The following is a 20,572-nucleotide window of genomic DNA, read 5'->3' on the forward strand; positions in this document are numbered from 1 at the left end:
CAAACGCCGGATCGCGGACCGCAACCTTGAGGCCGGCACCGCTGCGCCGCACCTCGTAGAGCGTTGCCGGCTCGCGCCCCTCCGCCTTGGCCACACCGCCTTGCGCGGCCGCAAAGGCGGCGCGGAAACGCGCGTCGCTGTCGAGGTCGGCGAAGTCGGCCTGCCCGATCCGCGCCGTCACCCGGGCCAGCGCGCGCGGATCCTGCTGCGCCAGCCCCGCCAGCGCCGCCCAGCGCGGCCGGCCGGCCTTCGGCGCCGGGCCGATCGCCTCGATCATCTCGGCCGGCAGGACGCCGGTCACCGTGCGGAAGCGCGACACCTCGGGCGCGCTGACGGCCAGCGCCTCCATGGTCAGCTTCGTCACCTCCAGCCCCTGCCGCGCCGCATGGCGGGCAAACAGCTCGATCTGCCGGGCGAACATCGCCCGTTCGATCCAGGTGAGATCGGCGCGCGCGGCGTTTTCCACGCCCTGCACGCGCAGGAGGTTCTCGTCGTCGAGATCGCGGATCACCGCCCGCACCTTGCGGCCGAGTTCGCGCAGCACCACGAGCCGCCGGTGGCCGTAGACCACCTGATAGCGGCCGGCGCGCTGCGGATGCGGCCGGACGAGGATCGGGATCTCCTGGCCCTTGGCCTCGATCGAGGCCTTGAGCGCGGCAAAGGCCTCGCCGCCGTGGCCGAGGCGATCGGGATAGGGCGAGGGGTCGATCTCGGCCGGGTCGAGTTCGACCACCGCGGCGCCCGATTTCAGCTCCGCCTCCAGCCGGTCGCGCTCGCTCTCGATCCGGGTCAGCGCCTCGCGCACCGCGCCGACGCTGCCGGCGCCCACGCGCGGGGCAGGGGCGGCTGGGCTTGGCGCCGGTGCGGCCGGCGGCTCGGTGCCGTCGCCGCGAATGCCGGTGACGAGGGCGTGCAGCCGCTTGTTGCGTTCGCTCGGTTTCATGTCCTGCGTCCCCATGCGGCCTCGATCAGCCCGACGATCTCGGCATTGACCGCGTCGACGGATTCAAGGGCCCGGTTCAGCGTCTCGCGGCCGATGGCCGCCCGCTCCAGTTCATAAAGGCTCTTCTTCTCGAGGCCCGCGTTGGCGATCGCCGTCGTCTCCAGCACCGGCGAGGTCAGCACGTGATCGCCGAACAGCGAGCGCAGCAGGGTCGCGACATGGACCTGCGGCACGTCATGCGGATTGTGCCGGGTCAGCACGAAGCGGATGAAGTCGTGGGAGAGCACGCCGCCGGCCTCCTCGACCACCGACATCAGGTCCGACGTCATCAGCAGGAACTGGCCCATGGAGGCGACGTCCAGCATCGCCGGATGCACGGTGATCAGCAGGCCGGTCGCGGCAAACAGCGCGCCGAGGGTGAGAAAGCCGAGCTGCGGCGGGCAGTCGATCACCACCACGTCGTAATCGGCATCGATGTCGGCGATTGCCGACGACAGCCGGCGGAAGAAGATGTCGCCGCCGCGGTCGTCGCGGGCGAGCGCATGGGGCGTGTCATGCTCGAATTCGGCAAGTTCCAGATTGCCGGGGACGAGATCGAGCCCCGGGAAATAGGTCTCGCGCACGACGTCGCGCAGCGGCCGGCGCTCGTCGTCGTAGCGGATCGCCGCATAGAGCGTCTCGTTCGGCCCGACGTCGAACTCCGGCTGGCAGCCGAACATCGAGGAGAGGCTCGCCTGCGGGTCGAGGTCGATCGCCAGCACCCGGTAGCCCTTGAGGGCGAGGTAGTGGCAGAGATGCACGGTGGTCGTGCTCTTGCCCGACCCGCCCTTGAAATTGGCGACGGCGAGCACCTGCAGCTTGTCGCCCGGTCGGCGATGCGGCAGGAAATCGAGGGCCTCGGCCGGGCGGCGGGCGGCGAGCAACCGGCGCAATTCGTTGATCTGGCCGAGGCGATAGGCGCGGCGGCCGTTGGAAAAGCGCTCCGGCTCCGGGCCCTCGCCATCGAGCGACAGCTGGCGCACGGTCGATTCGGCAACGCCGAGCAGGCTCGCCACCTCCTGGGTGGAAAAGCTGCGCAGCGACTTCTGCGTTTCCGGCGCGTAGAGCGCCTCGCGCAGGTCGTTGAGCCGGCCGGACAGCAGGCTCGCGAATCGGGCGATCGTCGCGGATGAGCCCGCGGGCATCGCGACGGTCTTTTGGTCCTGCGGCACGCTTTCGATCTCCGACGGACTTATCCGCCTTTGGGTATTTTTATCGTCGGAACCAGAAAGGGCCGATTCTGCGGCGCTGTCCAGATGTTTAAGGTTAACAGAATCTTGACGGCGCAGATGAACCCGCCGTGTCAGCCGCGCCGCGAGGTCGGCACGGAGCCACGCCTGCCGCTCATCTGGGGCTGATTCGCAAACAAACGCACGAAGATGCCGTCCTGCCCGCCATCTTCGATGCGCAGCCCTGGCCTTGCTGGCGCAGCGGGCCGATCCGGGGATTGACCTTTGCGTCCGCATGGGCGCATGTCGCCCGGACTCCAGCCGATCTTGCGGAAGCGACCCCTTGAGCCTTCGAATCGTCTTCATGGGAACGCCGGATTTTGCGGTTCCCACCCTGATGGAAATCGTCGGCCACGGCCACGAGGTGGTCGCGGTCTACAGCCAGCCGCCGCGCCCCGCCGGCCGCGGCATGGCCGAGCGCCGCTCGCCCGTCCATGAGAAGGCGGACGGGCTGGGCCTGCCGGTGCTGACGCCCCTCTCCTTCCGCGATCCGGACACCTGCCGGACCTTCGCCGATCTCGACGCCGACGTCGCCGTGGTGGTCGCCTACGGTCTTCTCCTGCCGCAGGCGGCCCTTGATGCGCCGCGTGACGGCTGCCTCAATCTCCATGCCTCGCTGCTGCCGCGCTGGCGCGGCGCCGCGCCGATCAACCGGGCGATCATGGCCGGCGACGCCGAGACCGGGGTGATGGTGATGCGGATGGAGGCCGGGCTCGACACCGGTCCGGTGGCAATGGCCGAACGGGTCGCGATCGGCGCCGAGACCACCGCGGGCGACCTTCACGACCGGCTTGCCGTCCTCGGCGCCGACCTGATGGTTCGCGCGCTGGCCGCCCTGTCGCGCGGCGGCCTCTCCTTCACGCCGCAGGCAGTGGAGGGCGCGACCTACGCCCGGAAGCTCGACAAGGCCGAGACCCGGATCGACTGGAACCTTCCTGCCGCCGTCGTCAGCGCCCATGTCCGCGGTCTCTCGCCCTTTCCCGGCGCCTGGTTCGAAGCCGATCTCGGCAAAGGGCCGGAGCGTGTGAAGGTGCTGCGGATCGCGGCGGGGGAGGGGACGGGTGTGGCCGGCACGCTTCTGTCCCCGGAGGGCGATGTCGCCTGCGGCGAAAGTGCCGTGCGCCTTGTGTCCGTGCAGCGGGCCGGCAGCAAGCCGATGGCCTTTTCCGATTTCCTGCGCGGCGCGCGGCTGGCGCCCGGCCAGTCCTTTGCCGGCTGAGGAACGAGATGCCCCGCTACCGCATGCTCATCGAATATGACGGCACGCCTTTCGTCGGCTGGCAGCGTCAGGCCAACGGCGTGTCGGTGCAGGGCGTGATCGAGCAGGCGATCGGCAAGCTGACGCCGGAGACCGTGACACTGAAGGGGGCCGGTCGCACCGACACCGGCGTTCACGCCACCGGGCAGGTCGCCCATGTCGATCTGGAGAAGGTGGTCAGCGGCGACACCTTCCGTGACGCGGTCAACTTCCACCTTGAGCCGCATCCGGTGGCGATCCTCGAGGCCAGCGTCACCGACGAGAGTTTCGACGCGCGCTTTTCAGCCACGCGCCGCCACTACCACTACCGGATCGTCGACCGCCGCGCGCCGCTGGCGCTCGACCGCCACCGCGCCTGGCACGTGCGAAAGCCGCTCGACGTGGCGGCGATGCGCGAGGGCGCCGCCGTTCTCGTCGGCCACCACGATTTCACCACCTTCCGCTCCACCCACTGCCAGTCGCGCAGCCCGGTGAAGACGCTCGACGGCATCGACATCACCCGCGAGGGTGAGGCGATCGTGTTTCACGTCTGGTCGCGCTCCTTCCTGCACAATCAGGTGCGCTCGCTGGTCGGCTCGCTGCGCAAGGTCGGCGACGGAAGCTGGACGGTCGCCGATCTCGCCGCGGCGCTGGAGGCCCGTGACCGCAAGGCCTGCGGGCCGGTCGCTCCCGCCCACGGCCTGTCGCTCACCACCGTCGAATACTGAGCCGGGACAGGTCCGCCCGGTCTGGTGTCCGCGCCGATCGGCACCACATCTTCATCATCCCGCGTGAAAAGGCAGAACGCCGGCAAGGCGCGCGCGGGCATACGCAACGTCAGCCCTTCACGGGTGACGATGCGGGCTGATCGGAGGACACAGTCCATGCTCTCGACCGAGGACGAGGCGGCCGCCGCCTATGCGGCGCGGCCCTGGCTCGCCCGCTATCCGGATGGCGTGCCGGCGGAGATCGCCCCCGCCGGGCCTGTCACCTTGCCAGCGATGATGGACGAGGTGTTCCGCCGCCATGCGGCCCATGACGCGGTCGAGAGTTTCGGCGTGCGTCGCACCTATGCGGAGGTGGAGCGCAGCGCCCGCGCCGTCACCGCCTGGCTGCAGGCCGAGGGCCTGCGCCCCGGCGACCGGGTGGCGATCATGATGCCGAATGTCATGGCCTTCCTGCCGGTCCTGTTCGGAACGCTCGCCGCCGGCTGTACGGTCGTCAACGTCAACCCGCTCTACACCGCCCGTGAACTTGCCGCCGTGCTCGACGATTCCGGGGCCCGCGTGCTGTTCGCGCTGGAGAATTTCGGCACGACCGTCGAGACCGCGCTGACCGGGCGTCCCCTCCACCGCCTCGTGCTCGTGGCGCCCGGCGACCTGCTCGGCCTCAAGGGTCATCTGATCAACGCCGTGTCGCGCCATGTGAAGAAGAACGTGCCGGCCTTCCGCCTGCCGGAGGCCGTGCGGCTTTCCACCGTGCTGCGGCCCCGCGCCGCGCCGGAGCCGGTGGCGATCGCACCCGACGACATCGCCTTCCTGCAGTACACCGGCGGCACCACGGGCCTTGCCAAGGGTGCCATGCTTACCCACCGCAACGTCGCGGCCAACGTCCTGCAGGTCGAGGCCTGGATCGGCCCCTTCCTCGATCCGGCGGAGCGGCATGTCACGATCACGGCGCTGCCGCTCTATCACATCTTCGCCCTGACCTGCTCGGCGCTGGTGATGGTGCGGATCGGCGCCTGCCAGGTGCTGATCGCCAATCCGCGCGACGTTCCCACCCTGATAGCCGCCCTGAAGCGCCGCAGGTTCAGCGCCATCCTCGTGATCAACACGCTCGCCCGCGCGCTGCTGCAGAATCCCGATTTCCGGACGGTCGACTTCTCGGGGCTCAAGCTTGCGGTGGCCGGCGGCATGGCGGTCCAGTCGTCCGTCGCCCGCGAGTGGCAGGCGACCACCGGCCGGCCGATCGTCGAGGGCTACGGCCTGTCCGAGACGTCGCCGGTCGTCTGCGCCAACCGGCCGGACATCGCGGCCTTCACCGGCACGATCGGCTATCCGCTGCCCTCCACCGACATCTCCATCCGCGACATCGACGGCAAGCCCGTCGCCACCGGCGAGCGCGGCGAGCTTTGCGTGCGCGGGCCGCAGGTGATGGCCGGCTACTGGCGCCAGCCCGAGGAGACCGCGCGCGCCATGACCGCCGACGGCTATTTCCGCACCGGCGACGTGGCGGTGATGGACGAGAGCGGCCGCGTCGCCATCGTCGACCGGCTGAAGGACATGGTGATCGTCTCCGGCTTCAACGTCTATCCGAACGAGGTCGAGGACGTGATTGCCAGTCATCCGGCCGTCGCGGAGGTGGCGGTGGTGGGACGGCGCGACGAACGCGCCGGCGAGGCGGTGGTCGCCTATGTGGTGCGCCGCCCCGGCAGCGACATCGACGCGGAGGCGCTGCGCGCCCATTGCCGCACCGGCCTCACCGCCTACAAGGTCCCGCGCGAGATCCGCTTCGTCGACGCCCTGCCCAAGACCAACGTCGGCAAGATCATGCGGGTGGCCCTGCGGGAGGACGCCGCCCGGCCGCAGAGCCGTGCCGGCACGTGAGGGTTTGCCACGGATCAAGGGGCGATTGTTCACACTATGCGTAACGATCTCATCATGATTCCGCAGGTTGGCGGTAGGGTTGTTCACGACGATATTGAGGTCAACGAAGCGTCCCCTGACGTGACGCTTTCCAACCCATGCGGAGACCCTCCATGACCCTCGACCTCGGCGGCTTTCATCACCTGACCGCCATCACCTCGCAGGCGGCCGCCAATGCCGCCTTCTACACGCAGGTGCTCGGCATGCGCCTCGTCAAGAAGACCGTGAATCAGGACGACACCAGCGCTTATCACCTGTTCTACGGCGACGGCGCCGCCACGCCCGGTTCGGACATCACCTTCTTCGACTGGCCGACCGCGCCGGCCCGCCGCGGCACCCATTCGGTGGTGCGCACCGGCTTCCGGGTCGCCGGCGACAGCCTCGGCTGGTGGCGCGACCGCCTGCGCGGCGCCGGTGTCACCACCGGCGACGTCGCCGAGCGCGACGGACGGGCGAGCCTCGCCTTCGAGGACCCGGAAGGCCAGCGCCTCGTTCTCGTGGACGACGGCGGCGCCTACGAGACCCATCCCTGGGCGAAAAGCCCGGTTCCGGCCGGGCACCAGATCCGCGGCCTCGGCCCGATCACCATGAGCGTACCGGACCTGTCGCGCACCGAACCGCTGCTGACCCGTGTGATGAACATGCGCCAGGTGCGTGACTACGCCCTGCCGGAGGCGCCCGAAGGCCGGGTGCATGTGTTCGAGATGGGCGCGGGCGGTGCCGCCTCCGAGCTTCACGTCGCGGTGCAGCCGGGCCTGCCGGTCGCCCGGGAAGGGGCGGGCGGTGTCCACCACGTCGCCTTCCGGACCCCCGACCACGACGGCCTGCGCCAGTGGACCGAACGGGTGCGCGGCTTCCAGGTGCCGTCCAGTGGCGAGGTCGAGCGCTACTACTTCCGCTCGCTCTACTTCCGCGAACCGAACGGTGTCCTGTTCGAGATCGCGACGGACGTTCCCGGCTTCGTCGCCGACGAGCCGCTCGAGACCCTCGGCGAGACCCTGTCGCTGCCGCCCTTCCTCGAGGGCCGGCGCGCGGAGATCGAACGCAACCTGAAGCCGCTCTGATACGCCGCAGCGAAGGTCCGGACGCCGCCCCCGGCGCGTCCGGGCCTTGCCCGCGCCGCAAGCTTCCGCCCTCATCCGAACCCGACAGGAACCTGCATCATGAGCCTTGCCATCACCGGAGGAGACGGCCCCCACGCCGGGCAGACGATCAGCCGCGCCGGCGCCGCGCTCGACACCGCCCGCATCGCGATGGTCCTCGTCCACGGCCGCGGCGCGTCGGCCGCCGACATTCTCGGCCTTGCCGAGGCTTTCGGCCGCGACGACGTCGCCTATTTCGCGCCGCAGGCGACCCATCACACCTGGTATCCGCAGCGCTTCCTCGTGCCGACCGCGCACAACCAGCCCTATCTGGACTCGGCGCTGTCGGTGATCGGCAAGCTGACCGACGACATCATCGCCGGCGGCATCCCCGCCGAGCGCATCGTGCTGGCCGGCTTCTCGCAGGGCGCCTGTCTCGCCCAGGAATATGCCATCCGCACGCCGCGCCGCTGGGGCGGGGTCGTGGGTCTCAGCGGCGGCCTGATCGGCAGCGATGCCGAGATTTCCGGTCATCAGGGGTCGATGGAGGGAACACCGGTGATCCTCGGCTGTTCGGATGTCGATGCCCACATCCCGCTCGGGCGGGTGATCGCCTCCGGTGAGGCCTTCGACCGGCTCGGCGCCGAGGTGACGGTGCGGATCTTCCCCGGCATGGGCCACATGGTCAACATCGAGGAAATCGGCATGGTGCGCGAATTGCTGCGCGGCATCGCAGGCGATACAATGGCGTCCTGATCAATCCGGCGCGGCGCGGGGGTGGGCAGGGGTCGCCCTGCCGTCTTCCACCCGCGCCCCCTGGAACCGAATCGGACCGATGCGGTCCGGTCCGGAGGATCAGGCTCGAAATTCAGACTCTGGAGCCACGATCTGGCCGCCTGACGAGGCGGCCGGCCTCGCCCGCGCTCCGGAAAGGACCGAAAATGCGCGACACGACCATCGATCGCGGCACGAAGACGAGCCTGAAGCTCGGGCGGCCGCAGCTGCACAAGGTGATCCTCCACAACGACGACTTCACGCCCCGCGAGTTCGTCATGCTCGTGCTTGCGGCCGTGTTCCGGCTCGGCGAGGACGACAGCTACCGGATCATGATGACGGCCCACAAGCTCGGCGCCTGCGTGATCGCCGTCTATGCCCAGGACATCGCCGAGACCAAGGCGTCGGAGGCCGGCGATCTTGCGCGCGAGGCCGGCTTTGCCCTGCTGTTCACGACCGAGCCGGACGAGTAAAGGCCAGGGACAGCCCGCCCCGCGCGCCTCCCCATCCCCTTGCAATGCCTTGACTGCGGCGGCCCATTGTCCTCTGGCCCCGCCCGGCGATCCGCTGTAGGGTCCGGCCGATTTTGCGCAACCGGTGGCACCGCCTGCCTGGTTGCGCAGCCATGATCGACGCCAGCCGGGGACTGCCATGACCGACACGACGCTCGCCGCCACCATCGACGCTGCCTGGGACGCCCGGGCCGAGATCAGCACCGCCACGAAAGGCGAGGTCCGGGACGCGGTGGAAACGGCGCTGGCGCTGCTCGATTCGGGCAAGGCGCGCGTGGCCGAGAAGATCGACGGCAGCTGGCAGGTGAACCAGTGGCTGAAGAAGGCGGTGCTTCTGTCCTTCCGCCTCAACGACATGTCGGTGATCCCCGGCGGCCCCGGCAACGCCACCTGGTGGGACAAGGTACCGTCCAAGTTCGACGGCTGGGGCGCTGCCGAATTCTCCGCGGCCGGCTTTCGCGCCGTGCCGAACTGCACCGTGCGCCGCTCGGCCTACATCGCGCCGGGCGTGGTGCTGATGCCGTCCTTCGTCAACCTCGGCGCCTATGTCGACAGCGGCACCATGGTCGACACCTGGGCCACCGTCGGCTCCTGCGCCCAGATCGGCAAGAACGTGCATCTGTCGGGCGGCGTCGGCATCGGCGGCGTGCTGGAGCCGATGCAGGCCGGCCCGACCATCATCGAGGACAACTGCTTCATCGGCGCCCGGTCCGAGGTCGTCGAGGGCGTGATCGTCGGCGAGGGCTCGGTCCTGTCGATGGGCGTGTTCATCAGCGCGTCGACCAAGATCGTCGACCGCACCACCGGCGAGATCCACATCGGCAAGGTGCCGCCCTATTCGGTGGTGGTGTCCGGCTCGCTGGCGGGCAAGCCGCTGCCCGACGGCACCCCCGGTCCCTCGCTCTACTGCGCGGTGATCGTCAAGCGGGTCGACGAACAGACCCGCTCCAAGACCTCGATCAACGAGTTGCTGCGCGACTGACCGGGAAAGCAGGGTCCGGCCACCGCAGGCCGACAGAAATACATGACTCGTTGACGATGTCGCGTAGCGGTTCAGCAACGGTTAGGCCCCATGATCTCCTTCATCGCGGTTTTGCCAGCGGAGGGGGCTCATGGGGTTTCTGGCACTGCTCTTCAGCCCGAGCGGGCGCATCGGACGTCTCGGCTACTGGGGCGTCGGCTTTCTTTCCTTTTTCATGATGATCGTGCTGTGGTTCGGCCTCGTCTTCGTCTTCGGCGGAACGGGGTTCGAGTCGCCCGATTCGCTCTCCGCCGGCAGCGCGGTGCTCGGCCTTGCGCTCGTCGTCGTGCTGCTCGCCATGTCGATCAGCGGCTTCATGGTCCAGATCAAGCGCTGGCATGACCGCGACAAGAGCGCCATCTGGCTCGTCATGAATTTCGTGCCGATCATCGGTCCGATCTGGGTGCTGATCGAATGCGGCTTCCTGCCCGGAACGCCCGGCGCCAACACCTACGGTACCCGAGGCGCGCTGTTCGATCCGAGCACCTTCGACGAAGACCCCGAGCCGGCACCGGTGCGCTCCGTGCGCAGCGTGCCGCGCGTGGAGCGGACCGAATACACGCCGCCGGCGCCGCGGGTCGCCACGCCGCGCCCGATGCAGGGCGGCAGCGGGCCCGGCAAGCCGGTGTTCGGCCGACGGGTGTGACCTCTCCCGTGACGGGGCTGCGCGCTCGGCGATTGACCGCTCACGCCGACCCCGGTACACCCTAGAAATGACTACGCTTTCCGACGTTCGCCCGGACCCTGTCGATCTTGCGCAAGCGCTCCTTGCCTGTCCCACGGTCACGCCGGAGGAGGGCGGCGCGCTCGCCCTGATCGAGGAAATCCTCGCGCCGCGCGGCTTTGCGGTGCATCGGCCCGTGTTCCGCGAGGCGGACACCCCGGACGTGGAAAACCTGTTCGCCGCGATCGGCGGCGGATCCCGGCATCTGGTCTTCGCCGGCCACACCGACGTGGTCCCGCCCGGCGACCTTGCCGCCTGGCGCCATCCGCCCTTTGCCGCCGCCCTCGAGGACGGCCTGCTCTACGGCCGCGGCGCCGTCGACATGAAGGGCGGCATCGCCGCCTTCCTCGCCGCCGCCCTCGATTTTCTCGCCGACCACGGCCCGGACTTCGATGGCCGGATCTCCTTCCTGATCACCGGTGACGAGGAAGGTCCCTCGGTCAACGGCACCGTGAAGCTGCTCGCCTGGGCGAAGGAACGGGGTGAACGCTTTTCCGGCGCCATCGTCGGCGAGCCGACCAATCCGCGCGCGCTCGGCGACCAGATCAAGATCGGCCGGCGCGGCTCGCTGTCGGGCATCATCACGCTGCGCGGCGTGCAGGGCCATGTCGCCTATCCGCATCTGGCCGACAATCCGCTGCGCGCGCTCCCCGCCGTGCTGACCGCGCTGATGGATCCGCCGCTCGACGCCGGCACGGCGGATTTCCAGCCGAGCAACCTCGAGGTGACCTCGGCCGAGACCGACACCAAGGTCGTCAACGTCATCCCCGCCAAGGTCGAACTGCGATTCAATGTCCGGTTCAACGACCTGTGGACCGCCGACAGCCTCAAGGCGGAAATTGCCGCGCGCCTTGCCCGGGCGGCGGATCTGCCGAGCCTGCGCCGCGAGGGTCTCGGCCCGATCGAGACGGGGCTTGTCTTCCTGCCGGTCGTCTCCGACGTGTTCCTGACCCAGGCGCCGGATCTCGTGCAGACGCTGTCGGCCGCCGTCGCCCGCGTCACGGGCCGGACGCCGGAACTCGGCACCGGCGGGGGAACCTCGGATGCCCGCTTCATCAAGGACTATTGTCCGGTGGTCGAATTCGGCCTCGTGGGCGATACAATGCACCAGATCGACGAGCGGGTGCCCGTTCAGGATCTGAGGACGCTCGCGGCGATCTACCGGCAATTCCTGGAGGATTACTTCGCATGATCGTTCGGCCGCGGAATACTCGAATGGACGGCCCTGCCGTCGCAGCGGCCGGCGCGACCCGAGCGACGTGGCCCGCATGCTGAGTCCGTCCGAAATCGTCGTTTCGGTCCGCGCCGTGGTCGATCTTGCCCTCGGCAGGCCGAACGCGCTGCAGCGCCTCGACACCAGCTATGCCGGCTTCTGGCGCTCCTTCCTCGTCGCCATCCTGCTCGCGCCGTTCTACGTCGTGATGGCGCTGGCGCAGCGGGAGATGATCCTCGAAAGCACGGCGATGACGCCGGATCTCTTCCCGGTGGAACGCTTCACCGCCACGATGATCGTCGTGGTCGTCGCGGAATACGTGCTGTTCCCGCTGGGGCTCGCGGTGCTGGCCCGGCCGCTGGATCTGACGCGGCGTTACGTGCCGCTGGTCGTGGCCTACAACTGGCTGAAGCCGCTCGTCACCTTGCCGGTCACGCTCGTGTTCGCCCTCTATCTCGGCGGCATCATCGCCCGCAACACCACCACCGACATCGTGATGATCCTGAGCTGGGCGGCGCTCGGCGCGGGCTTCCTGGTGCTTCGCCGCATTCTCGGCGACCGCAATGCCGTCGCCGCCGGCCTGATCGTCATGGACTTCCTGCTGTCGGCGCTGGTCGGCGTGCTGTTCTCCTACATGCTCGCGGCCTGAAGCGGACCTGGAGCGGTCCCGAGATCGCGCGGCCGCGAGACGGTCGCCGCCTCACCGATCCGGGTTCAGCAACCGGTCGAGATAGTCGAGTTCGATGCGCGGACGGTACTGCTCGGAGAAGCGGCGGCGCAATTCGTCCAGAACCCGGCGCGCCCGCTGGATGTCGATCTCGCCGGGCAGCTTCACGCTGTCGCCGTAGTCGGGACCGTCGCGGCGCTGCGGCCGGCCGAGCGGATCGTCGCCGGGGGTGTTGCGCGCCTGTCCGGGCTGCTGGCCACCCTCCTGCTCGCCCATCTGCTCGGAAAGCTGGCGCGCGCCCTGACGCAGCTGCTCCAGCGCCTGCCCCTGTTCGCCGACCGCCGATCCGGGCTCGCCCTCGCCGAGCTGCTCCTGGGCGCGGCCCATCGACCGACCGGCCTCGCCGAGCTGGTTGCCGGGCTCCATGCCCTGCTGGCGCATCTGCTCCTGAAGCTGCTCGAGCTTCTCCTGCAGCGCCTGCTGGCCTTCCTGAAGCCGGCGCATCGCCTCGGCGCGCTCTTCCGGGGTCATCTGGCCCTGTTCACCCTGCTCGCCCTGCTGACCCTGCTGCCCTTGCTGACCCTGTTGCCCCGGCTGCTGGCGACCGTTCTGGCGGCCGTCGGGGGACATGTTGAAGGTCTCGTCCATCAGCTGCTGCTGTTCCTGGATCATGCGGCCGAGTTCGTCCATGGCTTCGCTCATGGGGTTCTGGCCCTGCTGCTGGCCGTTCGGCATCGGCCGGGCGGTCTGCATGTTCTCCAGCATGCGGTCGAGCTGAGACAGCATCTGCTCGGCCGCCTCGCGGTCGCCGAGCTGGGACAGCTGCTCCATCTGGTCGAGCATCCGGTCGAGCTGCTCGGGCGTGATCGCCTGGGCATTCGGGTTCATCGGCTGCGGCTCGCCCTGCGGGTTCTGCCGCATCTGCTCGGCGAGCGCCTGCATGTATTCGTTCATCGCCTCGCGCAGTTCCTGCATCAGGCGGGCGATCTCCTCGTCGGAGGCGCCGTTCTGCAGCGCCTCGCGCAGCTTCTCGCGCGCCTCGCGCAACCGCTGCTCGGCGAGCGACGCGTCGCCGCCGTCGAGATCCAGCGCCATCTGCCACAGGTAGTCGGCGGCGGCACGCAGGTCGTCGTCGCCTTCGGCCGTGCGGACGAGATGCACCGCATGGCGCAGGCCGAGGAACACGCCGGCATTGTCCAGCGCGGTGTCGGCGTGGAGCGTCACCTCGTCGAGGATGTCGGCCACGAAGCCTTGCGTACGAGCATCGAGGGCCAGGATGCGGCGCTGCTCCACCAGCATCTTCGCCACCGGATCGGAGAAGGGCCGCTGCGGCAGGGTCACCGTCACCGGCTCGCTGCGGCCGATGCCGCCCGCGTCGTCGCGCGCTTCCAGCCACATCGACAGCGGCGCGCCGGCGAAGGGATGCGCGGTGAGATCGCGGTAGGTTTCGGCCACCGGCTCGCCGCCACGACGCGGCAGCGACAGGGGGAAGTCGGGCGTGCCGTAGAGGGCGCGCGCGGTACCGTCGAGTGTCGCGCCCTCGAGACGCGGCATCGACTGTCCGGCCGGCGCGGAGAACTTTGCCTCGGCCCCGGCGACGCCGTAGTCGTCGGAAACCTCATAGGCAAGGCGCAGGGCGTTGCGGGCGGTGGGGGCCGGATCTTCGGTCAGCCGGATCGTCGGGGTGCCATCGGGCTCCACGGTGAAGCTCCAGCTGCGGACGGGATCGCCATCGCTGCGCACCTCCAGTCGGCCGGCATGTTCCAGGATCCACTCGAAGGCGAGCGGCGCAGCATCGCCCTGCGGCACCTCGCTCGGGCTCCGAGGCGCGGAGGCCGCGTCGGCAACCGGCACGTCCTCGCCGGCCGCAGCCGCGTCCTCGCCGGCCGGGGTGGCCGTGTCGGCCGGGAACCACCGCACGGACGCGTCCTCAAGGCCGGAAATCCGCACCGTGGCCAGGCTTTTCTGCGGAACGCCCACGGTGTGGCCGGCGCCGTCCGCCGCGGCCTGCGGCTCGCGCTGGGTCAGGAACACCGGCGCGCGGCCGGTGTAGGCCGGCGGGGTCACCCAGGCATCGACCCGGACGTTGGCCGGGACCATGTTCGGCGGCCGCAGCGCATCGACGATCGGCCCGACGGGATCGGGCCAGGCGGAGACGAAGCCGACGGTGGCCAGCAGGAAGACCATGGCCCGCAGGGCGTAGGGATCGCGCCGGTCGACGCGCGGGGAGGGGAGGGAGATGCGGATCCGCGAGATCCGCTCGCCGACCTGCCGCAGATGCGCCTGCCACAGCGCGCGGGCAAACGGATCATCGCCGCCGGCGGCAAGATCATCGGACAGGGCGATCAGCGGCCGGTGCTCGAAGCCGCTGTCGCGCTCCAGCCGGCCGAGCGCCTCGGCGCGGCGCGGCAGCCGCAGGCGGACGAGGGGATAGAGGGCGGCGAGCGCGGCGAGCGCGAACAGGACGACGATGGCAAGGCGCGGCCAGTCGGGCAGCCGGGCCATCAGCCCGGTCCAGGCAAGCGCGCAGAACAGGCCGAGGACGAGGACAAGCGGCGAGATCGCCGGCCACAGCCGTTCCCAGAACAGGGCCGCGCGGGCCTGGCGCGCCTTGCGGCCAAGGCTTTCCAGCGGGCCGTCACCGAGGGCGGGAAAAAGCCGGGCGAAGGGGCCGCGACCGGGGGCTTTGGGCGCGGGTGCCGAGTCGGCTTTCGTGCCGGGGGCCTGCGGGGGCGTGCTCGGCTCTGCCAAGCGTCGTCTCCTTCCGGGTTTCGCGCCGCGGACGCTTGGTCTCACCAGATCGGATGCTGGACGCCGAATAGGCCCATTCCATGGCGAGGCGCCGGATACGCCGCTCCCGGGCCGGGAGCCTGCCCCAAGAGAATAGCACGCGCCGGCCGTCCGCCAAGGCGGCGGGGCAAGATGTGAACGGGCAATGCCGTCGCACCGGCCCCGAACTCCCGTGAGACCGCCCGTCCACCGTCCAGATCGTGTTCAGGCGAGCCAGTCGGGCAGGCTGTCGAGGGCGATCAGATCCTCGACCGACGGGCGCGGCCGCACCACATGCCAGCGGTCGCCGTCGACCAGCACCTCCGGCACCAGCGGACGGGTGTTGTAGGTGCCGGCCTGCACCGCGCCATATGCGCCGGCCGAGAACACCGCGAACAGGTCGCCCGCGCCAAGATGCGGCAGCTGCCGCCCGAGCGCCAGATAATCGCCGGTCTCGCAGACCGGGCCGACCACGTCGGCCTTGCTGCGGTCGGCGCCGACCGCCGGCTCCACCACCGGACGGATCTCGTGCCAGGCCTCGTAGAGGGTCGGCCGGACCAGATCGTTCATCGCCGTGTCGCCGATCACGAAGGTGCGCCCGTCGCCCTCCTTGCGGTAGAGCACGGTGCCGACGAGGATGCCGGCGTTGCCGGCGATCAGCCGGCCCGGCTCGAAGATCACCGCGCAGCCGAGCTTTTCCACATGGCGGCGCACGACGTCGGCATAGGCGCCCGGCGCGGGCGGCGGGGCGTTGTCGTCCACATAGGGAATGCCGAGGCGCCGCCGAGATCGACATGTTCGATCGTGTGGCCGTCCGCGCGCAGCACCGCCACCAGCTCGCCGAGCCGGGCAAAGGCGTCGTCGAAGGGGCCGAGTTCGGTGATCTGCGAGCCGATGTGCATGTCGATGCCGACGACCCGGATGCCCGGCAGCGCCGCGGCCCGGGCATAGACCCGGCGCGCCTCGCGCCAGGGAATGCCGAACTTGTTCTCCGACTTGCCGGTCGAGATCTTGGCGTGGGTGAGGGCATCGACGTCGGGATTGATCCGGAAGCGACCGCGGCGACCTCGCCGCGCGCGGCGGCAATCGCCGACAGCGCGTCCAGTTCCGGCTCGGATTCGACGTTGAAGCAGTGGATGCCGGCGTCAAGCGCGAGCGCGATCTCGCCGGCCGTCTTGCCGACGCCGGAAAAGGCGATGCGGCTGGCCGGCACGCCGGCGGCCAGCGCCCGCTTCAGTTCGCCGCCCGAGACCACGTCCATGCCCGCGCCCTCGCGGGCGAGCGTCTTGAGCACCGCCTGATTGGAATTGGCCTTCATCGCGTAGAAGACGTGGGCGTCGAGGCCGTCGAAGGCGCCCTTGAACACGCGGTAATGCCGCACGAGCGTCGCCGTCGAATAGATGTAGACCGGCGTGCCGACCGCCGCCACGATCTCGGGGACCGGCACATCCTCGGCATGGAGGACGCCGTCACGATAGGCGAAGTGATGCAACGAGGTGTCTCCCGCTCCGGCTTGCGGGCCTCGCCCGCGCGTCGGATGCCTCTTTAGAACATCGATGGGGGATGTGGGAACGGTTTTCGCAGCGACGGCAGGGGCCGCCGCCTCAGCCCATCGCCCGCGTTGCCTCCGGCGCCAGATGGCAGGCGACGCTGCGCCCGTCCGGCATCGGACGCAGGACCGGGCGCTCGGCCCGGCAGCGGTCGACCGCCACCGGGCAGCGCGTCGAGAACTTGCACCCCCTCGGCGGGTCGAGCGGGCTCGGGATCTCGCCCTCCAGCAGGATGCGCCGGCGCGGCTCCCCGGCGGCACGCGGCCGCGGAATCGCGGAAATCAGCGCTTTCGTATAGGGATGCATCGGCGCGGCATAGACCGCGTCGGTGTCGCCGACCTCGACGATCGAGCCGAGATACATCACGGCGACCCGTGTCGAGACCTGCCTCACCACCGCGAGATCGTGGGCGATGAACACATAGGTCAGCCCCAGCCGCTCGCGCAGGTCGGCGAACAGGTTGACCACCTGCGCCTGCACCGACACGTCGAGGGCGGAGACCGGTTCGTCGGCGACGATGAGATCGGGTTCGACGGCGAGCGCGCGGGCGATGCCGATCCGCTGGCGCTGGCCGCCGGAAAACTCGTGCGGATAGCGGTCGAGATATTCGCGGCGCAGGCCGACCAGATCCATCAGTTCGCCGAGCCGGTCGCCGATCTCCGCCCGCGGCCGGATGCGGTGGACCGCCAGCACCTCGCCGAGGATGTCGCGCACGCGCCGGCGCGGGTTGAGCGAGGCCGAGGGGTCCTGGAAGATCATCTGCACCCGCCGGCGCACCGGCAGCAGCGCCCGCGAACCGGCCTTGGCGATGTCCACGCCGTCGAAGCGCAGCTCGCCGGCGGTGATGTCGTAGAGCCGCGTCAGGCAGCGGCCGAGGGTGGACTTGCCGCTGCCCGATTCGCCGACGAGACCGAGCGTCTCGCCGCGCTGCACGAGAAGATCCACATCCTCCACCGCGCGAAGCTTGCGCCCCGAGCCGGGCCGGATCGTCTTGCCGACGACGAAGGTCTTGGACAGGCCGCGCGCCTCGATCAGCGGGCGGGGGTCGGTCATCGTCATGCGGCGTCTCCCAGCGGCCCGAGAATCTCGGCACGGCGCGGCGCGCGATCCTCCGGTCCGATCACGCAGAGCGCGGAGCGGCCGGGCGCGCGCTGCACCGGCGGGCGCGCCGCGCACCGCGGGAGGGCAAAGCGGCAGCGCGGGGCAAAGCCGCAGCCCGCCGGCATCGTCTCCGGCGTCGGCGGCATGCCGGGGATCGCCGCTAGCCGGTGCGGGCGCGGCCCGTCCAGCGGCGGGATGGAGGCGATCAGGCCCCAGGTGTAGGGATGCCACGGATCGGCGAACAGGCGCTCCGTCGTGCCGCGCTCGATGATGCGGCCCGCATACATGACGTTGACCCGGTCGGCGACCTCGGCAACGACGCCCATGTCGTGGGTGATCAGGATGATGGCCGAGCCGAAGTCCTTGCGCAGCTTCATCAGCAGGTCGAGCACCTGCGCCTGCACGGTCACGTCGAGCGCGGTGGTCGGTTCGTCGGCCACGAGCAAGGCCGGATTGCAGGAAAGCGCCATGGCGATCACCGCCCGCTGGCGCATGCCGCCGGACAGCTGGTGCGGATAGCGGCCGGCCGCCTCGGCGGGGTTGGCAAGGCCGACCTCGGCAAGCAGCTCCACCGCCCGCCGTGCCGCGCCCGCGCGCGAGATCGCCTCGTGGGCGCGGATCTGCTCGGCGATCTGCCAGCCGATGGTGTGGACCGGGGTCAGCGCGGTCATCGGGTCCTGCGAGATGAGCGCGATGTCCTTGCCGCGAATGCGGCGCAGGTCGCGGTCGGGCAGGCCGAGGATCGGGCGGCCGCGGAAGGTGACCGAGCCGTCGACGAAGGTGGTGCGCGGGTCGTTGAGGCCGAGGATCGACATCAGCGTCACGGTCTTGCCGGAACCGGATTCGCCGACGATCGCGAGGATCTCGCCGGAGCGGACCGAGAAGGAGACGTCGTCGACCGCCGTGACCCGGCCGCGGTCGGTGGCGAACGACACCGACAGGCCGGCGACGTCGAGAAGGACGGGCGCGAGGGGCGTGGTCATGGCGGTCACTCCTCCCGCACCCGCGGATCGAGCAGCACATAGACGAGATCGACCAGCGCGTTGGCGACGACCACGAAGAAGGAGGCATACATCACGGTGGCGAGGATCATCGGCAGGTCGAGATTGAGCAGCGCCTGATAGGTGAGGCGCCCGACGCCGTTGAGGCCGAACACCACCTCGGTCAGGAGCGCGGCGCCGCCGACCAACACGCCGAAGTCGAGGCCGAACATGGTCACGAACGGGATCAGCGAGGTGCGCAGCGCGTGGCGGAACATCACCCGCGCCGGGCCGAGACCCTTGGCGCGCGCGGTGCGGATGAAATCCTCCTGGTAGGCCTCCACCAGATTGGCGCGCAGCACCCGGCCATAGATGCCGATGTAGAGCGCAGCCAGGGTGAACCACGGGATCACCAGCGTCTTGAACCAGCCGGCCGGGTCGGTCGTGAGGGGCTTGTAGCCAAGGCCCGGCACCCAGGAGAACAGCCAGGTGTCGTGGAAGCGGCTCTGGGACAGAAGGTTCATCACCTCGCCGAACCAGAACACGGGCATGGAGACGCCGATCAGCGCCAGCACCATCAGCCCCTTGTCGATGAAGCTGTCGCGGGTCAGCGCCGCCAGAACCCCGACGGCGATGCCGCCGACCACCCACAGCACCGCCGCACCGAACACCAGCGACAGGGTGACGGGCGCCGCCGAGATCACCTGCGGCACGACCTTGAGCCCGCGGTTGACGAAGGAGGTGAGGTCCTGGGTCACGAACAGGCGCTGCATCATCCGCGCATACTGGACGGGGAGAGGCCGGTCGAAGCCGAAGTCCTTGCGGATCGCCTCGACGGTCTCGGGCGCGGCGTTGCGGCCGGCGATACGCGCCGCCGGATCGGCGCCGGGGGTGGCGAAGAAGATCAGGAACACGAGCGCCGAGATGCCGAACATGACGAAGATCATCTGGGCGAGTCGCTGGGCGAGGGCGAGGATCATCGCGTCATTTTCCCCGGAGCTTGGTGCGCGGGTCGAGCGCGTCGCGCACGCCGTCGCCGAACACGTTGAGGGCGAGCACGGTGATCACGATCGACAGGCCCGGCGCCATCGACACCATGGGCCGGGTGTAGAGCAGGGTCTGGCCATCCTGGATGATCGTGCCCCAGCTGGCGTCCGGCGCCTGCACGCCGATCGAAAGGAAGGACAGCGCGCTTTCGGTGACGATGTTGAGCGCCATCATCAACGGCACGTAGACGATCAGCGTCGGGGCGACGTTGGGCAGGATGTCGAAGACAAGGATGCGCCAGCGCGGAATGCCGAGCCCGCGGGCGGCGAGCACGAATTCGCTGCGCTTCAGCGCCAGCACCCGGCCGCGCACCGGGCGCGCGACATAGGGCACGTAGATGATGCCGATGATGCCGATCGGCAGCAGCAGGCTGCCGGATGTGATCTCGATCGGCCCGATGACGATGCCCTGCGCGATCAGCACGATCGAGAGCGAGATAGCCAGAAGATAGACCGGAAACGCCCACAGCACGTCGAGGATGCGCGACAGCACCATGTCGACGATCCCGCCGAAGAAGCCGGCGGTGATGCCGACGATCGCGGCGAGCAGCAGGCAGATCACGGTCGCCGATCCGGCGATCAGCAGCGAGTTGCGCCCGCCGTAGAACAGGCGGGCGGCGACGTCGCGGCCCTGGCCGTCGGCGCCGAGCAGGTATTTTCCCGACCACGTCGCCCGATCGGCGTGACGCCGAGGCCGAGGCCTTCCGTGGAGGGCTGCATGATCGGCACGCGCTTGCCGTCGACCATGATCTTGCCGCCGAGATTGGAGCGGAACGGATCGACGCCGGCGACATGGCTGGCGTAGAGCGGCGCGGCGAGCGCCGAAACGAGGATCAGCAGCAGGACCACCGCAGCCGCCATCGCCGGCCGGTCGCGCCGCAGGATCTTCCACGCGCGCTGCCAGGGGCTCTGGCCAGGACGCTGACCGGGGCTCTGGGCCGGAACGGGCACGGCGGCGGCGCCGGGAGAAAGGGTCGTGTCGGTCAAGGGCGGATCCCGATCTGGTCCTGAAACGGGGTGACGGCCGGAGCCGTCCTGTG

Annotated in this window: 18 protein-coding genes and 1 pseudogene; 10 read left to right on the forward strand and 9 right to left on the reverse strand. The window is 69.9% G+C overall.

Annotated features, from left to right (window positions below):
- Both repB and repA read right to left on the reverse strand, forming a co-directional pair.
- The coding region (gene repB / locus A6302_RS10300) for a plasmid partitioning protein RepB (protein ID WP_169833556.1) at positions 1 to 943 on the reverse strand (943 nt) is incomplete at its 3' end.
- Positions 940 to 2,127, reverse strand: a complete 1,188-nt coding sequence (repA, locus tag A6302_RS10305; protein WP_069306984.1) for a plasmid partitioning protein RepA — start codon at positions 2,125 to 2,127, stop codon at positions 940 to 942. The genes repA and repB, both read right to left, overlap by 4 nt.
- Before the next feature lie 367 nt (positions 2,128 to 2,494).
- On the opposite strand from repA, the gene fmt reads away from it, so the two are divergent.
- The 10 genes from fmt to A6302_RS10355 all read left to right on the forward strand — a co-directional run bounded on the left by fmt (position 2,495) and on the right by A6302_RS10355 (position 12,068).
- Positions 2,495 to 3,430: a methionyl-tRNA formyltransferase gene (fmt, locus tag A6302_RS10310; protein WP_069306971.1), complete on the forward strand. Its 936-nt coding sequence runs from the start codon at positions 2,495 to 2,497 to the stop codon at positions 3,428 to 3,430.
- An 8-nt stretch (positions 3,431 to 3,438) separates the two neighbouring features.
- Positions 3,439 to 4,176 carry a tRNA pseudouridine(38-40) synthase TruA gene (gene truA / locus A6302_RS10315; protein ID WP_069306972.1) on the forward strand — a complete coding sequence of 246 codons (738 nt, stop codon included), beginning with the start codon at positions 3,439 to 3,441 and terminating at the stop codon, positions 4,174 to 4,176.
- 156 nt (positions 4,177 to 4,332) lie between these two features.
- Entirely contained in the window at positions 4,333 to 6,054 is a 1,722-nt protein-coding gene (locus A6302_RS10320; RefSeq protein WP_069306973.1) for an AMP-binding protein, read from the forward strand.
- Between the two features lie 152 nt (positions 6,055 to 6,206).
- Positions 6,207 to 7,157: a ring-cleaving dioxygenase gene (locus A6302_RS10325; RefSeq protein WP_069306974.1), complete on the forward strand. Its 951-nt coding sequence runs from the start codon at positions 6,207 to 6,209 to the stop codon at positions 7,155 to 7,157.
- A 99-nt stretch (positions 7,158 to 7,256) separates the two neighbouring features.
- On the forward strand, positions 7,257 to 7,931 hold the full coding sequence (locus A6302_RS10330; RefSeq protein WP_069306975.1) for an alpha/beta hydrolase: 675 nt from the start codon (positions 7,257 to 7,259) through the stop codon (positions 7,929 to 7,931).
- Positions 7,932 to 8,116: 185 nt separating this feature from the next.
- A complete protein-coding gene (locus A6302_RS10335; RefSeq protein WP_069306976.1) occupies positions 8,117 to 8,422 on the forward strand; it encodes an ATP-dependent Clp protease adaptor ClpS in 306 nt (101 codons plus the stop codon).
- Between the two features lie 178 nt (positions 8,423 to 8,600).
- Positions 8,601 to 9,443: a 2,3,4,5-tetrahydropyridine-2,6-dicarboxylate N-succinyltransferase gene (gene dapD, locus A6302_RS10340; RefSeq protein WP_069306977.1), complete on the forward strand. Its 843-nt coding sequence runs from the start codon at positions 8,601 to 8,603 to the stop codon at positions 9,441 to 9,443.
- A gap of 130 nt (positions 9,444 to 9,573) precedes the next feature.
- On the forward strand, positions 9,574 to 10,128 hold the full coding sequence (locus tag A6302_RS10345) for a DUF805 domain-containing protein (RefSeq protein ID WP_069306978.1): 555 nt from the start codon (positions 9,574 to 9,576) through the stop codon (positions 10,126 to 10,128).
- A 67-nt stretch (positions 10,129 to 10,195) separates the two neighbouring features.
- Positions 10,196 to 11,398: a succinyl-diaminopimelate desuccinylase gene (gene dapE / locus A6302_RS10350; protein ID WP_069306979.1), complete on the forward strand. Its 1,203-nt coding sequence runs from the start codon at positions 10,196 to 10,198 to the stop codon at positions 11,396 to 11,398.
- Between the two features lie 76 nt (positions 11,399 to 11,474).
- On the forward strand, positions 11,475 to 12,068 hold the full coding sequence (locus A6302_RS10355) for a hypothetical protein (RefSeq protein WP_069306980.1): 594 nt from the start codon (positions 11,475 to 11,477) through the stop codon (positions 12,066 to 12,068).
- Between the two features lie 51 nt (positions 12,069 to 12,119).
- Here the strand turns inward: A6302_RS10355 and A6302_RS10360 are convergent, their stop codons facing one another.
- The 7 genes and pseudogenes from A6302_RS10360 to A6302_RS24435 all read right to left on the reverse strand — a co-directional run bounded on the left by A6302_RS10360 (position 12,120) and on the right by A6302_RS24435 (position 20,519).
- Complete coding sequence (locus A6302_RS10360) at positions 12,120 to 14,837, reverse strand: TIGR02302 family protein (protein ID WP_169833557.1); 2,718 nt, start codon at positions 14,835 to 14,837, stop codon at positions 12,120 to 12,122.
- A 243-nt stretch (positions 14,838 to 15,080) separates the two neighbouring features.
- Positions 15,081 to 16,347: pseudogene (gene lysA, locus A6302_RS10365) on the reverse strand (diaminopimelate decarboxylase).
- Between the two features lie 112 nt (positions 16,348 to 16,459).
- Complete coding sequence (locus A6302_RS10370) at positions 16,460 to 17,464, reverse strand: ABC transporter ATP-binding protein (RefSeq protein WP_425349150.1); 1,005 nt, start codon at positions 17,462 to 17,464, stop codon at positions 16,460 to 16,462.
- Positions 17,461 to 18,489, reverse strand: coding sequence for an ABC transporter ATP-binding protein (locus A6302_RS10375; protein WP_069306987.1), 1,029 nt, complete (start codon positions 18,487 to 18,489; stop codon positions 17,461 to 17,463). The genes A6302_RS10370 and A6302_RS10375 overlap by 4 nt, the downstream gene beginning before the upstream one ends.
- Before the next feature lie 5 nt (positions 18,490 to 18,494).
- Positions 18,495 to 19,466, reverse strand: a complete 972-nt coding sequence (locus A6302_RS10380; RefSeq protein ID WP_069306981.1) for an ABC transporter permease — start codon at positions 19,464 to 19,466, stop codon at positions 18,495 to 18,497.
- Between the two features lie 4 nt (positions 19,467 to 19,470).
- The gene (locus tag A6302_RS10385; protein WP_245294015.1) at positions 19,471 to 20,094 is read right to left on the reverse strand and encodes an ABC transporter permease; all 624 of its coding nucleotides are present in this window, start codon (positions 20,092 to 20,094) and stop codon (positions 19,471 to 19,473) included.
- 17 nt (positions 20,095 to 20,111) lie between these two features.
- Positions 20,112 to 20,519 carry a hypothetical protein gene (locus A6302_RS24435; RefSeq protein ID WP_245294016.1) on the reverse strand — a complete coding sequence of 136 codons (408 nt, stop codon included), beginning with the start codon at positions 20,517 to 20,519 and terminating at the stop codon, positions 20,112 to 20,114.
- Positions 20,520 to 20,572: the final 53 nt, after the last annotated feature.

This window comes from Methylobrevis pamukkalensis (genome assembly GCF_001720135.1).
GTDB classification, from domain to species: Bacteria; Pseudomonadota; Alphaproteobacteria; order Rhizobiales; family Pleomorphomonadaceae; genus Methylobrevis; species Methylobrevis pamukkalensis.